18 protein-coding genes and 1 pseudogene are annotated in these 20,039 nt (G+C 52.1%); 4 read left to right on the top strand and 15 right to left on the bottom strand.

The genetic code is table 11. The features are described from left to right. The first annotated feature begins 88 nt into the window (after nucleotides 1-88). Nucleotides 89-1,789, top strand: a complete 1,701-nt coding sequence (locus DXB83_RS10285) for an ABC-ATPase domain-containing protein (RefSeq protein WP_118697547.1) — start codon at nucleotides 89-91, stop codon at nucleotides 1,787-1,789. Nucleotides 1,790-1,898: 109 nt separating this feature from the next. Here DXB83_RS10285 and DXB83_RS10280 read toward each other — a convergent pair whose 3' ends face one another. The 7 genes from DXB83_RS10280 to DXB83_RS10250 form a co-directional block, all read right to left on the bottom strand. Continuing rightward, complete coding sequence (locus DXB83_RS10280; RefSeq protein WP_022461629.1) at nucleotides 1,899-3,308, bottom strand: Sapep family Mn(2+)-dependent dipeptidase; 1,410 nt, start codon at nucleotides 3,306-3,308, stop codon at nucleotides 1,899-1,901. A gap of 107 nt (nucleotides 3,309-3,415) precedes the next feature. Beyond that, on the bottom strand, nucleotides 3,416-4,978 hold the full coding sequence (locus tag DXB83_RS10275) for an ABC transporter substrate-binding protein (protein WP_118697546.1): 1,563 nt from the start codon (nucleotides 4,976-4,978) through the stop codon (nucleotides 3,416-3,418). Nucleotides 4,979-5,049: 71 nt separating this feature from the next. After that, nucleotides 5,050-5,817 carry an ABC transporter ATP-binding protein gene (locus tag DXB83_RS10270; RefSeq protein ID WP_243108905.1) on the bottom strand — a complete coding sequence of 256 codons (768 nt, stop codon included), beginning with the start codon at nucleotides 5,815-5,817 and terminating at the stop codon, nucleotides 5,050-5,052. Further along, nucleotides 5,810-6,646 (bottom strand): ABC transporter ATP-binding protein, encoded by an 837-nt coding sequence (locus tag DXB83_RS10265; RefSeq protein WP_118659363.1) that lies wholly within the window; start codon nucleotides 6,644-6,646, stop codon nucleotides 5,810-5,812. The genes DXB83_RS10270 and DXB83_RS10265 overlap by 8 nt, the downstream gene beginning before the upstream one ends. A gap of 36 nt (nucleotides 6,647-6,682) precedes the next feature. Then, a complete protein-coding gene (gene nikC, locus DXB83_RS10260; protein ID WP_117761943.1) occupies nucleotides 6,683-7,489 on the bottom strand; it encodes a nickel transporter permease in 807 nt (268 codons plus the stop codon). Then, nucleotides 7,486-8,427, bottom strand: coding sequence for an ABC transporter permease (locus DXB83_RS10255; protein ID WP_118697545.1), 942 nt, complete (start codon nucleotides 8,425-8,427; stop codon nucleotides 7,486-7,488). Before DXB83_RS10255 ends, nikC begins: the two co-directional genes overlap by 4 nt. 10 nt (nucleotides 8,428-8,437) lie before the next feature. Further along, entirely contained in the window at nucleotides 8,438-10,099 is a 1,662-nt protein-coding gene (locus DXB83_RS10250; protein ID WP_118697615.1) for a class I SAM-dependent methyltransferase, read from the bottom strand. 144 nt (nucleotides 10,100-10,243) lie between these two features. Here DXB83_RS10250 and DXB83_RS10245 point away from each other — a divergent pair. Continuing rightward, nucleotides 10,244-10,399: pseudogene (locus tag DXB83_RS10245) on the top strand (electron transfer flavoprotein subunit beta); the annotation flags it as partial. 120 nt (nucleotides 10,400-10,519) lie between these two features. On the opposite strand, the gene DXB83_RS10240 reads toward DXB83_RS10245, so the two are convergent. The 4 genes from DXB83_RS10240 to DXB83_RS10225 form a co-directional block, all read right to left on the bottom strand. Next, entirely contained in the window at nucleotides 10,520-11,794 is a 1,275-nt protein-coding gene (locus DXB83_RS10240; protein WP_118697544.1) for a transglutaminase domain-containing protein, read from the bottom strand. Continuing rightward, the gene (locus DXB83_RS10235; protein WP_022461620.1) at nucleotides 11,691-12,482 is read right to left on the bottom strand and encodes an N-acetylmuramoyl-L-alanine amidase; all 792 of its coding nucleotides are present in this window, start codon (nucleotides 12,480-12,482) and stop codon (nucleotides 11,691-11,693) included. Before DXB83_RS10235 ends, DXB83_RS10240 begins: the two co-directional genes overlap by 104 nt. An 82-nt stretch (nucleotides 12,483-12,564) precedes the next feature. Beyond that, complete coding sequence (locus DXB83_RS10230; RefSeq protein ID WP_118697543.1) at nucleotides 12,565-13,581, bottom strand: hypothetical protein; 1,017 nt, start codon at nucleotides 13,579-13,581, stop codon at nucleotides 12,565-12,567. A 60-nt stretch (nucleotides 13,582-13,641) separates the two neighbouring features. Continuing rightward, nucleotides 13,642-15,342, bottom strand: a complete 1,701-nt coding sequence (locus tag DXB83_RS10225) for a glycosyl hydrolase family 18 protein (RefSeq protein ID WP_055220131.1) — start codon at nucleotides 15,340-15,342, stop codon at nucleotides 13,642-13,644. A 695-nt stretch (nucleotides 15,343-16,037) separates the two neighbouring features. Between DXB83_RS10225 and DXB83_RS10220 the strand changes: the two genes are divergently transcribed. After that, nucleotides 16,038-16,787 (top strand): adaptor protein MecA, encoded by a 750-nt coding sequence (locus tag DXB83_RS10220; RefSeq protein ID WP_022461617.1) that lies wholly within the window; start codon nucleotides 16,038-16,040, stop codon nucleotides 16,785-16,787. Nucleotides 16,788-16,855: 68 nt separating this feature from the next. On the opposite strand, the gene DXB83_RS10215 is transcribed toward DXB83_RS10220, so the two are convergent. Further along, nucleotides 16,856-17,026 carry a DUF362 domain-containing protein gene (locus DXB83_RS10215; protein ID WP_022461616.1) on the bottom strand — a complete coding sequence of 57 codons (171 nt, stop codon included), beginning with the start codon at nucleotides 17,024-17,026 and terminating at the stop codon, nucleotides 16,856-16,858. A 206-nt stretch (nucleotides 17,027-17,232) separates the two neighbouring features. On the opposite strand from DXB83_RS10215, the gene DXB83_RS10210 reads away from it, so the two are divergent. Then, the gene (locus tag DXB83_RS10210) at nucleotides 17,233-17,436 is read left to right on the top strand and encodes a DUF1858 domain-containing protein (RefSeq protein ID WP_022461615.1); all 204 of its coding nucleotides are present in this window, start codon (nucleotides 17,233-17,235) and stop codon (nucleotides 17,434-17,436) included. 63 nt (nucleotides 17,437-17,499) lie between these two features. On the opposite strand, the gene DXB83_RS10205 is transcribed toward DXB83_RS10210, so the two are convergent. The 3 genes from DXB83_RS10205 to rplI form a co-directional block, all read right to left on the bottom strand. After that, nucleotides 17,500-18,096 carry a MerR family transcriptional regulator gene (locus DXB83_RS10205; protein WP_118697542.1) on the bottom strand — a complete coding sequence of 199 codons (597 nt, stop codon included), beginning with the start codon at nucleotides 18,094-18,096 and terminating at the stop codon, nucleotides 17,500-17,502. 157 nt (nucleotides 18,097-18,253) lie between these two features. After that, the gene (gene dnaB / locus DXB83_RS10200) at nucleotides 18,254-19,588 is read right to left on the bottom strand and encodes a replicative DNA helicase (RefSeq protein ID WP_022461614.1); all 1,335 of its coding nucleotides are present in this window, start codon (nucleotides 19,586-19,588) and stop codon (nucleotides 18,254-18,256) included. Between the two features lie 4 nt (nucleotides 19,589-19,592). Next, nucleotides 19,593-20,039, bottom strand: coding sequence for a 50S ribosomal protein L9 (gene rplI / locus DXB83_RS10195; protein WP_022461613.1), 447 nt, complete (start codon nucleotides 20,037-20,039; stop codon nucleotides 19,593-19,595).

Below are 20,039 nucleotides of genomic sequence, written 5' to 3'. Positions count from 1 at the left end.
AAACCGGAACTCGCAGCTTGCGAAAAGCCTTTCTCAGACACGCTCTGTACGGCAGCCTCACCTTTTTATTTTGAAAGGAGTTTTTTTCATGCAATCTGCAAATGACCTGAAACAGCTTTTATTCAGTATCAATCACAAAAGCTATCCCGCCTATAAATCTACCCGCGGTGCCTATCAATTTCCGCGCTACACACTCTCCATCGACCACGTGCAGGGCGATCCGTTCGCCGCTCCATCGCGCGTCAGCGTTCATGTGAATGGAAGAACTGCCGCTTTCCCGGCATCACTCTATGATACGTATGAAAAGCGCGTCGCCCTCCAGGATTACCTGCTGCGCCAGTTTGCGCGCGCTATCGCACCGTATTCGTTCCGCGCAAAGGGCTCCGGCAAAAGTGGTCTGCTTGGGATAAGCCGCTGCGGGCAGGAAATTCTTGAGCGTACTGCCTGTGTTCTGAATCCTTCCGACGGCAGTCTTATCGTCAACATGGAAATCGGCTTTCCGGCTAACGGCCGCACCATCGCCTCGCAGGAGCTGATCCGCATTCTTTTCGACTTTCTTCCCGGCTGCGTAGAAAAATCACTGTTCTACCGTGCTCTGGATCCAAAAGCATGTGCCAATGTCGCCTATCTCTGTGAGGATCAGCAGGCGATCCGTTCCGCATTAAAAGAAAAAGGGCTTACTGCCTTCATCGCCGACGGCTCCATTCTCCCGCGCGAGACCGGTGTTTCCGATCTGCCGATGAATCACGCCGTTCCGTTTACCTCACCGGAATCCTTACGCATTACCCTTGATCTTCCGAACCGCGGACCTGTTTCCGGCATGGGAATTCCACTCGGTGTCACACTGATCGTAGGCGGAGGCTTCCACGGAAAATCCACCCTGCTGCAGGCGCTTGAGCGCGGCGTATACAACCACATCGCCGGGGACGGCCGTGAATATGTCATCACCGATGCAAGTGCCGGAAAGCTCCGCTCCGAGGACTCCAGAAGCATCCGCAACGTCGATATCTCCCTCTTTATCCACGATCTTCCCGGAAAGAGCGACACCACCTCATTTTCGACTGCAGATGCCAGCGGAAGCACCTCACAGGCCGCCAACGTGATCGAGGGCATCGAATCCGGCACGAGCCTCTTTCTGATCGACGAGGACACGTCCGCCACCAACTTTATGGTGCGCGATGAGCTGATGCAGCGCGTCGTTGCCGACAGCGAGGAACCGATCACACCGTTTATCAGCCGCGTGCGGGATCTGTATGAGAAGATCGGCATCTCGTCGATTCTCGTTGCCGGAAGCTCCGGTTCTTACTTCCACGTGGCAGACACTGTCATTCAGATGAAAGAATACGTTCCTTATGACATTACGGATCGCGCGAAAACCACAGCCGCAGAATTTCCGCCGTTTACTGCCTCCGTGCGCCCCTTTTCCGTTCCAGCCTTCCATCGCTGCCCGCAGCCGGGTAAAGGCCTGACGGGAAGTGACCGCACGAAAGTCAAAGTGCTGGGACGGGAATCCATCCTCATCAACAAATCTCTGACGGATCTGCGCGCCGTGGAACAGCTCACGGACAGTGAACAGCTGAACGGGCTGGCTGCGCTTCTTTTAGAAGCAGCGGAGCACAAGATGGACGGTAAGAAAACACTGGTGCAGGTGGTGGATCTGCTGGAAAAACAGATGGATGAAAAAGGTCTTGCTTCTCTTCTCGCCCCGGGAAGGCCAGGCGATCTGGCACGGCCGAGACGGCAGGAAATCTTTGCATGCCTGAACCGGTGCAGGGAACTGCGGTTCTGAGAAAATTTGTAACAATTCAGAGCCATAAAAAATCTTCAGGCAAACCTTGTTCTTTTCAGAATCTATCGGTTTGGCTGAAGATCTTTTTTATCTTTTATTTTTCAATTATTTATTCCCCGCAGATCCGCAGAATCGCCTCCGCGAAGATCACAACGCATTCTTTCAGGCATTCGATTTCCACGAACTCGTCTGCTCCGTGCATACGGTTGTCGACTTCAAGGTCTGCGCATCCAAACGCAACACCGTTTTTCAGATGATGCACATACGTTCCGCCGCCGATCGCAAATGGTTTGCCTGGTTTTCCAGTGACATCCGTGTAGCACTGCAGCAGGGTCTGGACAAACGGGCTGTCGGCCGGGACGTGGTGTGGTGGGAACATTCCGCTGCCTTCCATGGAGAAGCCGCCTTTTTTCATGTTCTGCCCGGCGGTATCGTACAGGTTTTCTTTTGTCGCGCAGATCGGGGCGCGGCAGTCGTAGGAACCGGTCAGGGTTTTGCCGTCGTAGTTCATGAGGTCGAGGCTTAAGGTGAGCTCGCCGGACTCTTCATCTGACATGGCGACACCGAGGCCTGCGCCTTTGCCGTCGCCGTGCGGGTAAACTTTTGCAAGGAAACTGATGTCGTTTTTCAGTTCACTCTCTTCCATTCCAACGGATGCGAGAAGCTGCAGCAGTGCGGTCAGTGCGTTGTTACCCATTTCCGGGGTGGATGCGTGGGCAAAGGCACCGCAGGCGGTGATTTTTATATTGCCGTTTTCGGTGTCTTCCAGAACGAAGGAAACGCCGGTCTTCTGCTCAGTCTCGTCAGCGCAGGTTTTCAGGTCTTCTTTTGCCATGCCGGCAAGCTCTGCATATGCTTTGCCTGGTACAACGTTCAGTTTGGTGCCGGCCTGTAAGGATACGAGGCGCACGCCTGTCGTTCCGGCATCGGATGTTTTTTCGAAGTGGCCGCGCATGCCGCCTTTTTCAATGTTGATGACCGGGAATTCGGCATCCGGTGAGAAGGTGCATGGTGCTTCCACTTCTTTCTTATAATAATATTCGAGGTCAGAGCTTCCACACTCCTCGTCGGAACCGAGGACAAGACGGACATTTTTCTTTAATGGGTAACCGAGTTCTTTGACAGCGCGCATTGCGTAGATAGCTGCGATCGCCGGTCCTTTGTCGTCTGCGGTTCCGCGGCCGAACATTTTTCCTTCTTTGATGAGCGGGGTGAATGGATCGGTCTCCTGCCAGCCTTCGCCTGCCGGTACGACATCGAGATGGGCGAGAATATCAAGGCCCTTTTCTTCCTGATTAAAGTCAGCTGCAATCGCGTAGTTGTCGTAGTTGGTTACGGCAAAGCCGTATTTTTCCAGAATTTCGATTCCCTGCGCCAGTGCTTCTGCCGCCGGTGCGCCGAATGGTTTGCCTGGCTCTACCGCCTGTTTTTCGCTTGGAATCCGGATCAGGCTTTTCAGGTCTTCGATCATTTCGGATTCGTGGTTTTCAATATATGTTCTTAATTCTTCTTTCCGCATCGTAACTTCTCCTTTTCTCTTCTCTGGCACCGTCGCAGTGCCGTTCTTTTCCTATCATAGCGCAAAAAGAGCAGAAAATCCACATTTTCTGCTCTTTTTCCAAATAATCATTTGTTTTTGTCCAAATTGACTGTAATTTCATAATAATCACACGGATGCGCCGTAAGCCCCGTCACGCCCTCGCCGGATACCATCGACATTTTGAGGTGTGATGTGAAGAAAAACATGTGGTCATCCAGCAGCGTCTGCGTCATCTCGATGGCTAGTTCGGTTCGTTTTTCGGTATCAAACTCGCCGCTTAACTGCTGCTCCAGCATCTCGAGTGTCTCACTGTAATAACCGCCGCGGTTCTTAGAGGAATCCTGCAGGCAGTGCGTTGTAAAGAAATACTCGGGATCGCCCGTCGGTGCGCTGACAAATGCGCTGACATAAACATCCCAGTTTCCTTTTTTCAGCAGTTCCAGATGATTTGCCGTGCACTGGATCTGTACTTCGATTCCGATTTTCTTCAGCGATGCCTGTGCACTCTCCGCGAGAAGCGGCAGTTCCTGGCGGCTCGGATACGTGAGCCAGCAGATGGTCAGGCGTTTTCCGTCTTTTTCCACGTAGCCGTCGCCGTCCTCATCGGTCCAGCCTGCTTCAGCCAGCAGTTCTCTGGAATACTCAAGATCATAGGACTCTTCCTGCACTTTGCTGTCGCCGAATGCAAAGTAAGAGGGGAACGGGCCTTCCGCCACGCTTCCGTTTCCTTCCATCAGCGTATTCACAAAGCCCTCCCGGTCGATCGCTCCGATGACTGCCTCGCGCACGCGGTCGTCCTGCAGCACCTCGGATGATCCGTTGAACTGTCCGAAGAAGGTACGCGACGTATCCGCCGAAGAAATCGTGTATGGTTCATCGCGGAACAGGATCAGATTGGAATATGGCAGGCCGTACGCCGCGTCGAGCTCGCCTGACTGTAACGCCATCGTCATCGTATCGCCGTCGCGGATCGTTTTTACTTCGATCCGGTCGAGCTTTGGCGTTCCGTTCCAGTAATTGTCATTTTTCACGAGCGTCAGTCCCTGATCCGTCTCCACCTGTACTGCGCGGTACGGGCCGGTTCCGGCGACATTGCCGTCATCCGTCACACCTGCCTGCATATCAATGATGCATCCATATGGGTCAGACAGATAATTCAGAAGCGCCGGGACAGGCTGTTCGGTGTGAATCGTTACGATCAGGCCGTCTGCCTCGATGCTCTCAATTTTCAGATCCCCGCGTGCACGGTCATGTACTGCGATCAGATCCTCGAGACATTCTTTGACCGCCTCCGCGTCGAGAGTGCGCCCACTTGTAAAGGAGATGCCTTCATGCAGTGTAATCCGCCATGTTGTATCGTCCACAAGCTCATAGCTTTCTGCCAGCCATGGCTCGATCTCCATAGAATCGGAATAATGAAACAGCGTCTCACCGATCCCATAGCGGATACACGCCCAGCCGGAATAGCCGTTGTGCGGGTTGACATCGGACTCGTCGTTTTCGGCGTTGAATGTCGTGTCGCCGTATACGAAAACTTTTTCATCTGTACCATCTGCCGCTGTGCTCTGACAACCGGAAAACAGTACCACCGCCAGAATGCCGCACAAAACATATGCAATTTTTTTCCTTCTGCCGTTCTTTCTCTGCATTCTGTACTTCTCCTGTTTTCGCAAATGGCACCACCATTTCCGCTGTCTAATTTTCTGTTTCAACAGTTTTCTCACAGACTATACTCCATCAACAGTTTCGTGTATTCCTCTTTCGGGTACTCCAATACCTCCCGCGTCTCCCCCTGCTCCACGATTTTTCCCTGCCGCATGACAATCACACGGCTGCAGAGTTCCCGCACCAGCGCAAGGTCGTGGCCGATCCACAGCATCGCAAGTCCTTCTTCCCGCTGCAGTTTTTTCAGCAGTTGAACGATCTGCGCCTGTACCGCCGCATCGAGCGCACTCGTTGCCTCGTCGCAGATCAGAAGAGACGGCTGCACAGCAAGAGCCCGCGCAATTGCGGCTCTCTGGCACTCTCCGCCGCTCGTCTCGCGGGGATAACGTTTCGCCGTTTCCGGGGCAAGCTCCACTTTTTCCAGCAGTTCCGGCAGACGAAGACAGGCTTCTTTCCGGCTCATTCCCTGATTCCGAAAAGCTTCCAGAATCCCGGTTTCGAGCGTCTGCATTGGATCGAAGGAATCCTGCGGGGTCTGGAAGACCATCTGTATTTTCCGGTAAACTTCGCGCTGCCGCCTGCCTTTTCTTCCGAGGATTTCCTCGCCTTCCAACAGAACGCTGCCTGCATCCGCCTGGACCAATCCGGTGATCAGACGGGCCGTCGTGCTTTTTCCGCATCCGCTCTCACCGATCAGGCCAAGACATTCCCCCGCATCCAGTGTGAAGCTGATGCCGTCCACGGCGGCAAATTCCGTTTCCCGGCCGGTTCCAGCAAAGTTTTTGCTTAAGTTGTTTACTTCCAGCATGTTATGATTATGCATCGTTCTTCCCTCTTCCCGGCACAGCCGCAAGGAGATTTTTTGTATATTCGTCCTTTGGGTGATCGAAAACCGTCCTTGTCTCCCCCTGCTCCACGATGTTTCCATCCTTCAAAACAGCAACCCGGTCTGCCATCTGCTCGAGAACCGCAAGATTGTGCGTCACCAGCACCATCCCCGTCTGCTCTTTCTGCTGCAACGCCTGAAGCTCCCGCAGCACCTGCGCCTGCGAAACCACATCGAGTGCACTCGTCGGCTCGTCCGCCAGAAGAAGCGACGGATGCAGCAGCATTGCGAGCGCAATCCCGACGCGCTGGTTCATGCCGCCGGAGAGCGACGATGGATAGCTGTTCCAGATCGTCTCGCCATCCGAAAGCCCCATATCCGCAAATCGCTGGAGCGTCATATCTTTGATTTCTCTGCGGCTTTTTCTGCCAGACATTCCCCCAGAAATCGGGGTGATGAATCCGCAGCGTTTCTCATGGGCGCGCACGCTTTCACAGATCTGTGCTCCGATTTTCCGGGTCGGACAGAGTGATGCCCCTGTATTCTGGAAAATCATACCAATTTCTGAACCGCACAGACTCCGCAGCTTCTTTTCGGACATGCCCGTCAGCTCCTCTCCGCGAAATGTGATCTGCCCGCCGGTGATGGAGCTATTCTTTCCCATCAGCCGCAGGATCGCTCGCAGCAAGGTACTTTTTCCACTGCCCGACTCCCCGGCGATGCCGACGGTTTCTCCTTTTTCGACGGAAAAACAGATGTTATTTAAAATTTGCTCCCCCTCATAACAGACAGAAAGGCCGCTGATTTCCAGCAGTTTTTCGCTCATGTTTTTGCTCCCTTTGTTTCCATTTTCGTTTGCCCCTTATCCCTGATCCACCGTTTTCCGTACCGCCTCACCAAGCAGATTGCAGACAAGAACGGTCAGAAAAATCGCCAGTCCCGGCGCCAGAATGACCCAGGGCGCGGTCTGCAGCATACTTCTTCCGTTGCTCATCATCGCTCCCCACTCCGCCGACGGCGCTTCCGCACCAAGGCCGAGGAAGGACAGACCCGCGATTTCCAGCATCATCGTTCCGATATCAAGCACCGCTGTGACAATCGTCTGCCCCGCAAGATTCGGCAGAATATGGCGTCTGATCATCTTCCATGTTCCGTTTCCTGTAAGGCGCGCCGCCGCGATGAACGGCATGTGTTTCAATGCCAGCACACGGTTCCGTGCAAGCCGTGCATATTTCGGCCAGGAAACAAGGATCAGCGACACAACGGCTCCCGTCATGCCGCTCTGCAGAACGCCGGAAAATGCGATTGCAAATACCATACCCGGAAAGGCCAAAAAAATATCGGAGATCTGCATCAGAACCGTATCCGTTTTACCTTCCAGCCAGCCGCTGAAAATTCCGGCGAGTGTTCCGATCAGAGCGCTTGCCGCAACGACAAGAAGTGCTGAAAAAATGCTGACCCGCGCGCCGGAGAGAATCCTTGAAAACAGATCTCTTCCATAGCGGTCCGTCCCCATCCAGTGCGCCGCGGACGGCGGAAGAAGGGACAGTTCCAGATTCTGCTCATACGGATCGTACGGTGCCAGATGGGCCGCACACGCGGCAAACAACAGCAGCGCACCGGCGAGGATGCCATAAAAAAGGATCTTTCTTTTCTGTTCTTTTTTCATCGCATTCCCTCCAGCTTCGCCCGCGGGTCCAGTGCACCCATCATCAGATCAGCAATGAGATGCAGCAGCAGATAGATCGCCGCCATCCACACCAGATATGCCTGAATCACGGGAATATCGTGCATGGAAACGGCATCCACGGCCATTTTTCCGACACCATTCCACATGAAAATCGTCTCAACGATGGCGGTTCCTCCAAGCAGCGAACCGGCGGATAAGAATAGCAGCGTGACCATCCGAAGCAGCACGGATTTTAATACATTTCCAAACAGAATCCGGTTTTCACTTAACCCACGTGCCCGTGCACCCGCCACGTACTCCTGCTCCAGCTCTGCAAGCACGGCAGAACGCACCTGACGGGTGTATTTTGCCGTCATCGAAACCGCAAGCGTCGCCGCCGGAAGCACACAGCTTTTCCATCCCTTTCCCATACTGAGAACCGGAAAAAGATTCCATTTCAGCGAAAAGAAATACAAGAGAAGAAGTGCAGTGAAAAACCCCGGAAACGAATTACCTGCAAAGCAGAACAGGCTGATACTGCGGTCCGCCCATGTATTCTGATATTTTGCACTTAAGATACCGAGCGGAAACGAAAGACAGACCGTCATGGCAAGCGCCAGCGCCGCAAGTGCAATCGTTGCGGGCAGTTTTTCGCAGAAGCTTACAAGCACCGGTTTGCCGGAAACGTACGACTCCCCGAAGTCACCGCGCAGGGCGTTTTTCAGCCATTGCAGGTACTGGACAGCTTTCGGCTCATTCAGTCCCAGCTCCTCCCGCATCGCTTCTTTTTCCGCCTCCGACATCACGCCGCCGCTGCTGCTCTCTTTTAAATCCACCGCATCGACCGAGGAAAGTCCCGTCAGCAGAAAAGCGAGAATCGTCACGCCGAGGAATACCGGAATCAGGCGAAGCAGTCGTTTTAACAGATATTTTTTCACAAATACTCCTTTACTGCTTCACGGCACAAATCGAAAACATCGGTGCCGGGTTATAGAACTCGTCTTTTTCCAGATAAATGCGTTTTCCAAGGCTCGTATCAATGCGGATTTCTCCCTCTGTGTTTTCGCACAGCACCGCCACATCGTACGCCGGCCGGTTTTTGCGGCTGATCGGGAGCTGTGATTTGATCCGTTCGCACTCTTCTAGCATCTCGTTTCCAACCTTGAAATGGGCATGCGCCTCCGGAAGTCCCTTCGTATCGGCAACATCTTCTTTTCCGTAATTGGCATCGAAGTTCAGCAGCACACCGCCCGTTTTCAGCACACGCATCCACTCGCCGTAAGCATGCTCCGCATTCGGCAGCGTCCACGTCAGGTTTCGGGAAATGACAACATCGAACGTTTCATCCGCAAACATCGGATTTTCCGCGTCCATGACCTGGAAGCAGCAGTCGGCATTCTCTTCTTCGGCAAGCTGGATTGCATTCTCAATCATCTCCGGTGTCAGGTCGATGCCGAAGACCTCGTGGCCCTCTTTTGCCAGCAGGATCGAGAAAAATCCGGCTCCGCAGCCCACATCAAGGATCTTTAACCGTCTTCCCGCCGGGATCTGTTTTTCAATCTCTTTCATCCAGCGCTTCGCAATCGGGTTCGCAAGTTCGGAGCGTCTCTGCTCTAAAAAGCTCTCGCTCCGCTTCTCCCAGTAATGGACAATCTGCTCTTTGCGGTCGTCGTACTCCGGCTCGCGCACAATTCTTCCGTAAGCAACGACAGGGCCACCTTCTGTTACCATATCGCCCGGTTTTGCCGCCGGATACCAGAGACCGTCTTCGGAAGCCGCCTGATATTTTTCGCCGCGGCGGACGGTCACATCACCAAGCTGGAAGGACTGCTCTGCGCTTTTTTCCGCGCGCACCAGAAACATCGGTGTCGATGCATAGTTCAGTCTCTCTTCCTCGCTCCAGACGCGCTTCCAGATTTCGGAATCGGTCTGAATGGAACAAACGCCGAGGGATTCGAGCACCTTCGTATCCCACGCCGGCCGTTCCATCGCAGAGAGCGGCACCTGGCGCGCAATGTTTTCCATGCGGTCAATGTCCGTGCACAGATAATGGTCGTCGAGCTGCTGCTCTTCCACTTTCTTCCGGTCTGCCTCGTACGCTTCTTTTTTCTCCTCGTCATAGAGATAACCGTACCAGTTCGCATCAAAATTGAGCAACACGCCGCCCGGTTTCAGGACACGCATCCACTCTTGGTATGCCTGCTCCGGCTTTTCCAGATTCCAGGTCAGATTTCTGGAAATGACAACATCAAAGGTCTCATCCGCAAACTCCAGATTCTGTGCATCCATCCGCTGCAGCGTCACGCGCTCCAGACCGTATTTCGTATATTTTCCCAGATTCTCTTTCGCCTTTTCCAGCATCTCCTCCGTGTAGTCAACAGCCGTCACCGTATAACCTGCCTCCGACAAAATCATCGGGAAGAATCCCGGGCCGGTTCCGATATCGAGAATCTTCATCTCTTCTTTCTTTTTCTCTGGAAACTGCTCCTCTAATACATGCAGCCACGCTTCTCTCTGGCTTCCCGCCAGTTCTTTTTCATTGACCTCAGAATACCCCTCCGCACGGGTTCCCCAGTAGGAGGCAATTTCCTGTAATAATTCCTGTTCCATATCTTCCGCTTCTTTCTTCTTTTTCTTAACTTTCCCGGCGCGGCCGTTTTCCAACCGCTCAAATATCCCTTTACTTTACCAAAAATCGGCCTTTTTCACAAGCCCCCACGGGGGATATTCTTAACGCCGGCGCAGGGTATTCAGGTGATCGGCAGCGCGGATCTGATTATCTGCGGACGTCAGACAACTGACGGCGATACCGCGCAGGTCGGCCCTTCGATTGCGGAACATCTGACGATCCCGCATGCCGCCTGGGTCGCAGAGGTTACCGATGTCACGGATCATTCCATCACCGTCCGTCAGGATCTTGTGAGTGTTTCCCAGGTTTCCGAACTCCCTTATTCGTGCCTGATTACCATCGAGTTTCTCGAGCGCGAGCTGATCGACATTTTGTTTCCGGATATTTTTAAAGGAGAACCGTCATTCACTCGGTTCTCCTTTATATTGCCAGAATACCATCAGCTTTCTTGTCGCCGTATCCTCGCTGTATGTATATTTTACGGACCCGAGTCCGTAATAGCTGCAAAGATAGCCGGAAGCCTTATCGAGAAGCTCCGGTCGGGCTTCCATGACCTGTGCCATCAAATCATCGGTGGCAAATTTAAATTCGGAATACTCTTTTGTCTCTTCAATATCCGTCTCCATTTCCCACAGAATCTGCGTCGCATCAAATGTATCCATGTACCGGCCGATCTGGCGGTAATACTCGAGGTCATCTGCATTGCACGCCGGGAGCGGCAGATTCGCATCCGCCTGATGCGTGTCCGAAAATTCCGCATCGGAAACGCAGAGAAAATCGTAGTAGATCAGGTCGTCCGGCAGATTGTACTCGCCGCTCTCGCCCTCTGCGAATACCGGATCGCCCCAGGTTACATCGACGTTGTAATAATTGTCTCCGCACTTTACGATATTCCAGCCGTGCGCCTCGCCGGTGTCTGTCGTTCCCGTCACATAAATGACCGGGATGTCCAGGCGGTTCATCAGATACTGGAACGTTCTGGCATAGCCTGCGCAGACCGTCTGTCCGTTCACAAGTCCGCTGTAGAGTGTCTGATTCTCCGGCGCATCTTTCACATAATCAATCTGCCGGATACATTTTTCAAAGACAGCCTTGATCTTCCCATAGTCATCCATCGAACGGTCGATATCACTTAAGAAATCATTTCCCGCCCCTTTGACCTGGGTCTGGCGGCCTGTGATCTCCTCCGCAGGAATCGTGTATTCCGGAACTACCTCGCAGTAGTTCTTCGGCTCGCCGTATCCCGTGACATGTGATGCTCCGTTGATCCAGCAGTACTCCGGGTAATCCATATAGACCCATCCGTAAACCTCCGCCGTCACATCGGGATCGCCGCCTTTTGTGATGATGGTTTCCTGGTGTTCCGCGATTCCCTGCACCAGTTCGCGGTAAATCATCTGTCTGTTTTCATCGAGCTGGCTGTAATAATACCGCTTCGCCAGCTCCTCCTCATCTGTATTTTCCGCCTGAAACTGTGTTGCGCCATTCTCTGACAGACCATTGTTTTCGTCTGCCGTCTGTGAAGCAGTGCTGCTGTCCGCTCCGCTTCCGTTCTGCGCGGGATCGCTCTCATCAAATTCTCCGAATACCAGATAAGCCGCCAGCAGGACAAGCATAAGCGGAAGCAGCGCCCGCAGCGGTCTCTTCCGTCTTCGTCTGTGTCTTCTCTTTGCCATTCTTCTTTTCTCCCAGATACGTTAAAACGCCGTCACACAGTGCATCCGCCACCTTTTTCTGGTACTCCTTTGTGTTCAGGAGCGCTTCCTCCTCCGGATTTGAGAGGAATCCGCACTCGCAGATCACCAGCACTGCGTCTGTCTTCTTCAGCATGTAATACGTTTTGTTTCCCTTGGCTTTCCTGTGATTCGCCGGATCGAGCCCCGCGACCAGTGCAGCCTGCATGCAGAGCGCCAGTTTTTCGCCTTCTTTTGAATCCGTATAATAAAACACCTGCGCCCCTTTGACCGCCGCATCCGGGTAGCTGTTCTGGTGAATGCTGATCACACAGTCCGGCTTTTTTTCATGAATCAGCTGCACGCGCCGCTGCAGATCCTGCACTTTCGCATTCACGGCTCCCGGATCGGAGAGATCATCCTCCCCTTCCCGCGTCATCACCACAAGGATTCCCTGCTTTTCCAGCTTCTTTTTCAGCAGACGGGCAATCGCAAGGTTGATGTCCTTTTCTTTGACACCGTTTGCCCCGATTTTGCCGGGATCGTCGCCGCCGTGGCCGCTGTCCAGCACCACTACTTTTGTGGCTGCCTTCTGTGCTGCCACCAGCCGTGCGCCCTCGCGGGACAGAACATACGCCGCCGAAAGCAGAATCACCGCCATCAGCCATTCCAGTTTTTTCCCTTTTTCCAAATGAAAAGCCCCCTGCTGCAAATTTCCTTTCTTGGTCATTTTATGCAGCAGCGGGGCAGGTTACAACTCTTATTGCTTCCGGTTACTCTTCCTCATCTTCTTCATCATGCGCGCGATTCGGGATTTCATCCTCTTCTTCGTCGTTGTCATCATCGAGATAATCCGGCTCATTTTCGAAATCGATGACTGCGGAATTTTCGACGATTTCGTCTTCTTCCTCTGCTTCTTCTGCGGTATCTTCACTGCCTGGCTCTGCGGCTGTTTCTTTTGCCTCTCCGGGAAAGATACTTTTTACCGGATCTTTCATGAAGGTTTCCACTTCCGACGCAGAACGTTTCATCTCCTCACGCATTTTTTCGATGCCGGCAAAAGTCTCCTCAAAAATTCTGCGGTTCTTCTCGAGTACACTTGTCATGGTTTCCATCTCGGCGTAAATCTTCTGGTATCTGGTGTTGGCTTTCTGCAGTTCCGCGTCCATATGGCTCTGGATTTCTTCTGCTTCGGCCTGCAGTTTTTCTTCATAAACAGCAGCCAGTTCCTCGCCCTTCTGACGTGCGCTCTCTACCATGTATTCGCACTGTTCCTTCGTCTCGCGGCGCTGCTTTGCACAGGATTCCTTTGTCTCCTCCCTCTGTTTCCGGCAGGACTCGTTTGTCTCCTCTCTCTTTTTGCAGCACGCCTCATCCGTTTCCTCCGTTTTCTCGCGGCAGGACTCGTCCGTTTCTTCGGTTTTCCGGCGGCAGGCTTCCTCGGTCTCTTCTTTTAGCTTTCTGCAGCTCTCCTCTGTTTCCTGTGTCAGTTTTTTCGCTTTCACCTGTGCCTCAAACACAAGGCCGCTGATGCTGTCATAATTGTCGATATAGCTCTGGTATTTCTCATGAATGTTTTTTTCGAGCTCCTCGATTTTATCCTCACGCTCGCGGATCTTGCGGTTCAGCTTCTCGATTTCCTGCTCTTTTTCCTCGATCTTCGCTTCCAGTTTCTTCTGAGCGGCATACGCCTGATCTTTCAGGTTCTGCACTTTCGTCATAACATCGTCCTTATCGAAACCGCCCATCAGCGTTGTTTTAAATAATTCTTCGTGATTGTTTTCTGACATGTATACTCCTCCTTCGTGCCCGGGCTTTTATCATTCCCCTTATCCTTCCCGGACTCCTCGTCAACTGTTTGTTTCAATATATTTTGAAATCAGACTCCAGACGTCTGCGCACTCGAATCCGAGCTTCCACTCTGCCACTCCGGCGAGATCGGCACTTTGGATCACTTTCAGTTTTTCCTCCATGGACTGCTCATCCTCCATCCAGATCGTGTATCTGGCATCGGAAGTTTCTACCGTTGCCACATTCTGGCCAAGGGATGCATCCCAGGTTTCTGTCATCTGATTCTCTTTGGCATAGTTTTTGGCGCCATCCATGCCCAGCACCTCGCTGGTAATGGCGCTCTGTCCGAACTTTTCCGTCCAGACACGGGTATAAAACGGGATTCCGCAGATCACCTGATCGGCAGGCATCACCCGCGTCATCTCCTCCACGGCCTGCTGTACGAACGGGAGGGATGAAACAGAGCCTGCCTCCTCGCTTCCCGCGAAATGCTCGTCATAGGCCATGACAATCATATAGTCCACAAATCTTGCCTGCTCGCCGCGCTGATAATACATCGTGTAAGCCTGCGGTACCGGCGTATCGACCGACACCACAAGATTCTGTGCATGCGCCGCGCTCGTCAGTTCCCGCAGAAACTGCAGGTAATGCGGGATTCCGGCCTCTTTCAGATTCTCGAAATCCACGTTGATGCCGTCCATGCCGCACGATGCTGCCTCGGCGAGCAGCTGCTCAATGATTCTACTGCGCACGGATGCGTAGGCAAGATCGGTTGTTTCGTCAAATGCTTCATTAAAGTTATCAATCAATCCCCAGACTTCCCGTCCCGCTTCATGCGCCAGTTTCACGTAATCGGCGCTCGCAAGGCTGGAAATCGTACCGGTTTCGTCTGTCACGGAAAACCAGGTCGGTGAAATCACGTTCACGCCGGTCATTTCTGCTGTCATCTCTGCCATCGCGTCGTTCGACTCGGTCGATGTGCTCTGATGCCAGACCAGATTGATTTTGTGATCCCGTGTAATTCTTTCATAGGAATCTTTCTTTGCCGTCCGCGCTTCGATGGCCTCCGGCTCGGAGATATCCTCTGTCTGGATGTAGCCGGTATAGCCGTCCGCCGTCATGACTTTGCACCAGTTGTCCAGATTTTCCAGATACAGCAGGGTGTCACCCTTCTGTACATCCGCAAGAATCAGACTCTTGATGCCGCCTTTCTGGCGCACCTGCGCGGTGTCTGACTGTACCGTCGCCTGCTCCACTCCGTCCCATTCATTCCGGATTACAACACGGTTGGGATCGCTGTAATATGCATAGTCGAGATCTGTGTATTCTTTTACGACATCCAGCGAAATGTAAACCGTTCCGTCGCTCTCCTGCTGTACGGCAGGCTGTCCGCCCGGTGTTTTGGCAACGGCCGCATCGCCCGGAAGCAGTGTCTGCACGCCGCCGCTCGTTGTAAGCAGGATTCCTTTTGTTTCTTCATCCCAGTAGAAGCAGCTGTTCAGCTGGGATTCTACATATGTGTACGCCGCATACGGCTCTCCTCCGATAAGGACGGCCTGCTCTTCCAGAAGTTCTCCGTTCTGGATCAGCGCAACGCTGTTTTCGTCTGTCAGGTTAAAATATTCGTTCCCGGCCATGTATTCGGTTCCGGGTTTATATCGGTTTATCAAAAATGAAACAATGCCTGCTGCACCGACTAGCACGATCAGAATCAGTACGACCAGTACCGGCGCTGCTTTTTTCTTCTGTTGCTCCTTCATGTGTTCTTTTCCCCTTTTCTTCGCTCTGAAGATCTCCCCACTTGCGCCCATTATAACAAAAAAAATACCCAATAGCAACCGTTATGCGCAAGGGAACCGCATGCGAGTCAGAAAGTATCGTTACAGTTCACTGGTTCCCAGCGAACTGTAACATTCGCAGCCCTCATTTAAAGTTTTGCTTCGCAAAAGGAGGGCTGCTCACACCTGAATCATGTTCTTACGCAGCGAAACAGCAGGTGTTTCACTGCTGATTGAACAGTAACGAACGTATCGTTGCTTTTTGCTATTGGGTATTTTTCAGAAAATCTGTTTAAAAAGTTTTGTCGATTGTTTGTTTCATGGCTTATTTGCAGTTGTGACGTACAAAAAAGAAAGCCCCATCGATCCGTATGAAATACTTTTGTTTTTAGTTTCAATGATCATGTTTCGCGGGGACGCCTTCTTATCCGATCCGTTTTTTCTGTGCCTGCTTCCGGCCGGAGTATGCACCCTCCGGGCAGAAGCAAAGGTTTCCCCAACTCCTATTATACTTCAAACCGGGGGAATTACAAATAAAGTTTGTCCCTTCATTTCTGAAAAAATTATGCGAAATGTAAAAAAAATCTTAAGTTCTTTACTTCTTTCCGTGATGTGTTATACTATATCGTAAGCAGCCCTATTTATATAAGTAAAGAGTAATTAAGGACGTGAGAGTTATGAAAATAGAAAAAATCAATGATAACAAGATCCGCTGCACACTGACCAGCGCCGATCTTGCCGAAAGAAATTTAAAGCTCAGCGAACTGGCTTACGGCACGGAAAAGGCCCGCAGCCTGTTTCAGGATATGATGCTTGAAGCCAACCAGCAGTTCGGCTTCAATGTGGATAATGCCCCGCTCATGGTCGAGGCCGTTCCGGTGGCTCCGGACAGCATTGTCCTCATTATCACCAGAGTCGAGGATCCACAGGAGCTCGACACCCGCTTCGCCAAATTTGCTCCATCCGGCGACGATACGGACGGACCGGAACCGGTACAGTATTCCGGCGCGGACGACATCATTGACCTGTTCCACAAGCTCTGCGATGTGAAGAACAAGGCACAGGAAATCGCAAAGAAAGCGGCACAGAAGGAAAACGAAAAAGAGCCTGCAGCATCCGAGGAAAAGAATGTGGATCTGGTACGCACCTTCCACTTCTCAACCCTCGACGATGTCATCAGCTCCGCAAAAGCGCTGAACCAGTATTTTACCGGCAGCAATTCCCTCTATAAGAACACGGCAGATGCCAACTATCAGCTCGTTCTGCACCAGTCCGGCTGCAAACCGGAGGAATTCAACAAGGTCTGCAACATTCTTTCCGAGTACGGCAGACAGGAATCCTTCTCCCTGGCCGCTGAAGCATTTCTGCTGGAACATGGAAATGCAATGGTAAAAGAGAATGCTCTGCAGGAGCTGGCTTCTCTGTAAGTTTTGAAACGTATGTATAAAAAAAGGAAGTCCGCGAAGGACTTCCTTTTTTGTACGTTCCGTACAAATTACTCTTCTGTGATAGCCTCGGTTGGACATACGCTTGCGCATGTTCCGCACTCAACGCATACATCCGGGTTGATTTCGTAATGGGAATCTCCCTCAGCGATAGCCTCTACTGGACATTCTCCAGCGCAGGTTCCGCAGCTTACACATTCGTCTGTGATTACATATGCCATGATCTTATCCTCCTTGTAGATTTTTTGGCCCTTTCGGTACTATCCACATTGTAAACGATTGCCCCCTGAAATACAAGTACAAAATTATAAACATTCTATAATCTTATGAATTTGTTCTTGCATTCCCCCCGGGGGTACGCTATAATCAAAATAGCCGTCAAAATCGGAACGACGGGTATATACACATTTAAAGGAGGAACTTTAAGATGGCAAAGATCTCGAAAGACATGACAATCGGCGAGTTAATCGCAATGGATACAAATATCATCGGAATCCTGATGGGAGCCGGCATGCACTGCATCGGCTGCCCTTCTGCACAGGGTGAGTCCCTGGAAGAAGCAGCTATGGTTCACGGCCTGGACGCTCAGGTTCTGGAAGACCAGATCAACGATTATCTGGCTGCAAAATAAGTCGGATTTCCGCGTGGATCCAAAAAGAACGCCTCTCGCAGGCGTTCTTTTTTTCTGTCCGATTTACCCATTGTTCCGATGGCCCCGTTTTGCTTTCGTCCGTTTTCCTTTCTGCTCCAGCGTCGCCGCTGCTTCTCTCCGGCTCTGCTGGTGGCGGCGGATCGCCTCATCCACACGGCGGCTCCGCTCTTCCTGGCGCCGCTTCTGTATCATCTGATCGAGCAGACGGCCGAGCACGCGGTAAAACTCCGTCTGACGCTCCTCCTCTTCCTGCCGTATCACAGTGTCCGCCAGCTGTTCTGCTTCCCGCTCGGGCAGAAGATCGACAACCACCTCCGGGACTTCGTCCGCTTTTCCCGGTATTGCCGGATCCGGCTTCTCCTTTGCCGTCTCTGCCGCTTCCGCCGGAAACGCTTTGATCTCCGCCGTTGCCTGCACCAGCTTCGGCATCAGCTCGCGGATTGCTTTCAGGTGAAGCCCCTTTTTCTTCAGTTCCCGGATTCCCAGAAAAATCTGAATGTCCTGCGCAGTATAGCAGCGGTGTCCCAGCGAATTGCGGTGGATTTCCATGCCGAGCTCGTCCTCCCAGTACCGGAGCACATGCGCTTTCTCCCCGGTCAGCTTCTCCGCCTCCGTGACCAGATACGTTCTATTTTCCATACGGCAGCCACTCCCTTCTTCCCTTTATTATAAGAGCGTCCCCACCCCGCCGCAAGAAAATCTCATCGTAATATTCCGACAATTTTATACAATTATACACAAAAAACGTGCCGCAGGACTATCCCACGACACGTTCTGACACATAAAATATTTTCTTTTATCTCTCTGCATTCGCAAATTTCGTATAATCCGGCAGCCAGACCAGATTGACGGTTCCGATCGGGCCGTTTCGCTGTTTGGCGATGATGATTTCCGCGATTCCCTTATTCTCGGAATCCTTATTATAGTAATCATCTCGATAGATAAACATAACAACGTCGGCATCCTGCTCGATCGCTCCCGACTCACGCAGGTCGGAAAGCATCGGACGGTGGTCGGTACGCTGCTCAACAGCCCGGGAAAGCTGGGACAGCGCAACAACCGGCACATTCAGCTCTCTCGCGAGTGCTTTTAAGGAACGGCTGATATCCGAAATCTCCTGCTGACGCGATTCCGAGGAGCTCTTTCCGCTTCCCGACATCAGCTGCAGGTAGTCAATGATGATAATATCAAGACCGTGCTCCAGCTTGTATTTGCGGCATTTCGACCGCATCTCTCCGATCGAGATACCAGGTGTATCGTCGATCATCAGTCGGGATTCACCGATCATGCCGGCGCTCTCGATCAGCTTGCTCCATTCGTCGTCTTTCAGGTTTCCGGTTCTCAGATGCTGGGAATCTACTTTCGACTCCATCGAGAGCAGACGGTTCATCAGCTGCTCCCGCGACATCTCGAGACTGAAAATCGCAACGGCTTTGTCTTTCTTAAACGCCATATACTGCGCAATATTGAGGACAAACGCCGTTTTACCCATAGACGGACGTGCCGCAATCAGGATAAAGTCAGAGTTCTGCAGACCCGATGTCTTGTAGTCCAGATCCGTGAATCCGGTCGGAATACCCGTGACATTTCCCTTCGTCTTCGATGCACGCTCGATGTTCTCCAGCGTATTGATGACAACCTGGCGGATCGGCATGAAGTCTCCGGAATTCCGCTGGCCCAATAACTGGAACATCTTCTTTTCCGTCTCCTCCATGATGACTTCCACCGGCTCTTTGTTCAGATAGCAGTCATTCTCAATCTCTTCTGTCAGCTTAATGAGACGGCGCAGCACCGCTTTCTCGCTGACGATGTTCGCATAATGGCGCACATTCGCCGAAGTCGGCACCGCATTTAAAAGATCGCGGACAAACTCCATCGAACTGATCTCCGGCGGAACATCCTTTTCACGCAGGCGGTTCTGCAGGGTGACCAGATCGACCGGTTTTCCCTCATTGAACAGCTCCACCATGGCATCAAAAATGACGCCGTACTGGTGCTGGTAAAAATCGTCGCTCGTCAGGATTTCCGATGCCGCCATGATGGCTTCGCGCCCCATCAGCATGGAACCGATGACCGACTGCTCCGCCTCGATGCTGTGCGGAAGGATTCGTTTAATCAGTGCTTCTTCCATAGAATTATGCTTCTTTTACGATAACTTTCAGCTTTGCAGTTACTTTGGTATGCAGGCGGATCGGCACTTCTGTCGTTCCAAGAACCTTGATCGGGTTCGGAAGCTGCATTTTCTTTTTGTCGATGTCGTATCCGAGCTGCTCTTTTGCTGCCTCAGCGATCTCTTTTGCCGATACGCTTCCGAATACTTTTCCGCCCTCGCCGACTTTGATTGCTACGGTAACCTGTTTGTCCTCAATCTCTTTCGCGAAAGCCTGTGCCTCAGCGAGCTGCTCTGCTGCCACTTTGTCCTCGTGTGCTTTCTGGAGTTTCAGCTCATTCAGGTTTTTTGCGGTTGCCTCGATGCCGAGTTTTTTCGGCAGAAGCATGTTTCTTGCATATCCGTCACTTACGTTTACAGTCTGTCCTTTTTTACCAAGTGCTTTTACGTCTTCCAGTAAGATAACTTTCAT

This window comes from Blautia sp. OM06-15AC, from assembly GCF_003481425.1.
GTDB lineage: Bacteria > Bacillota > Clostridia > Lachnospirales > Lachnospiraceae > Fusicatenibacter > Fusicatenibacter saccharivorans.
This window is presented reverse-complemented; position numbering and strand designations above follow the sequence as displayed.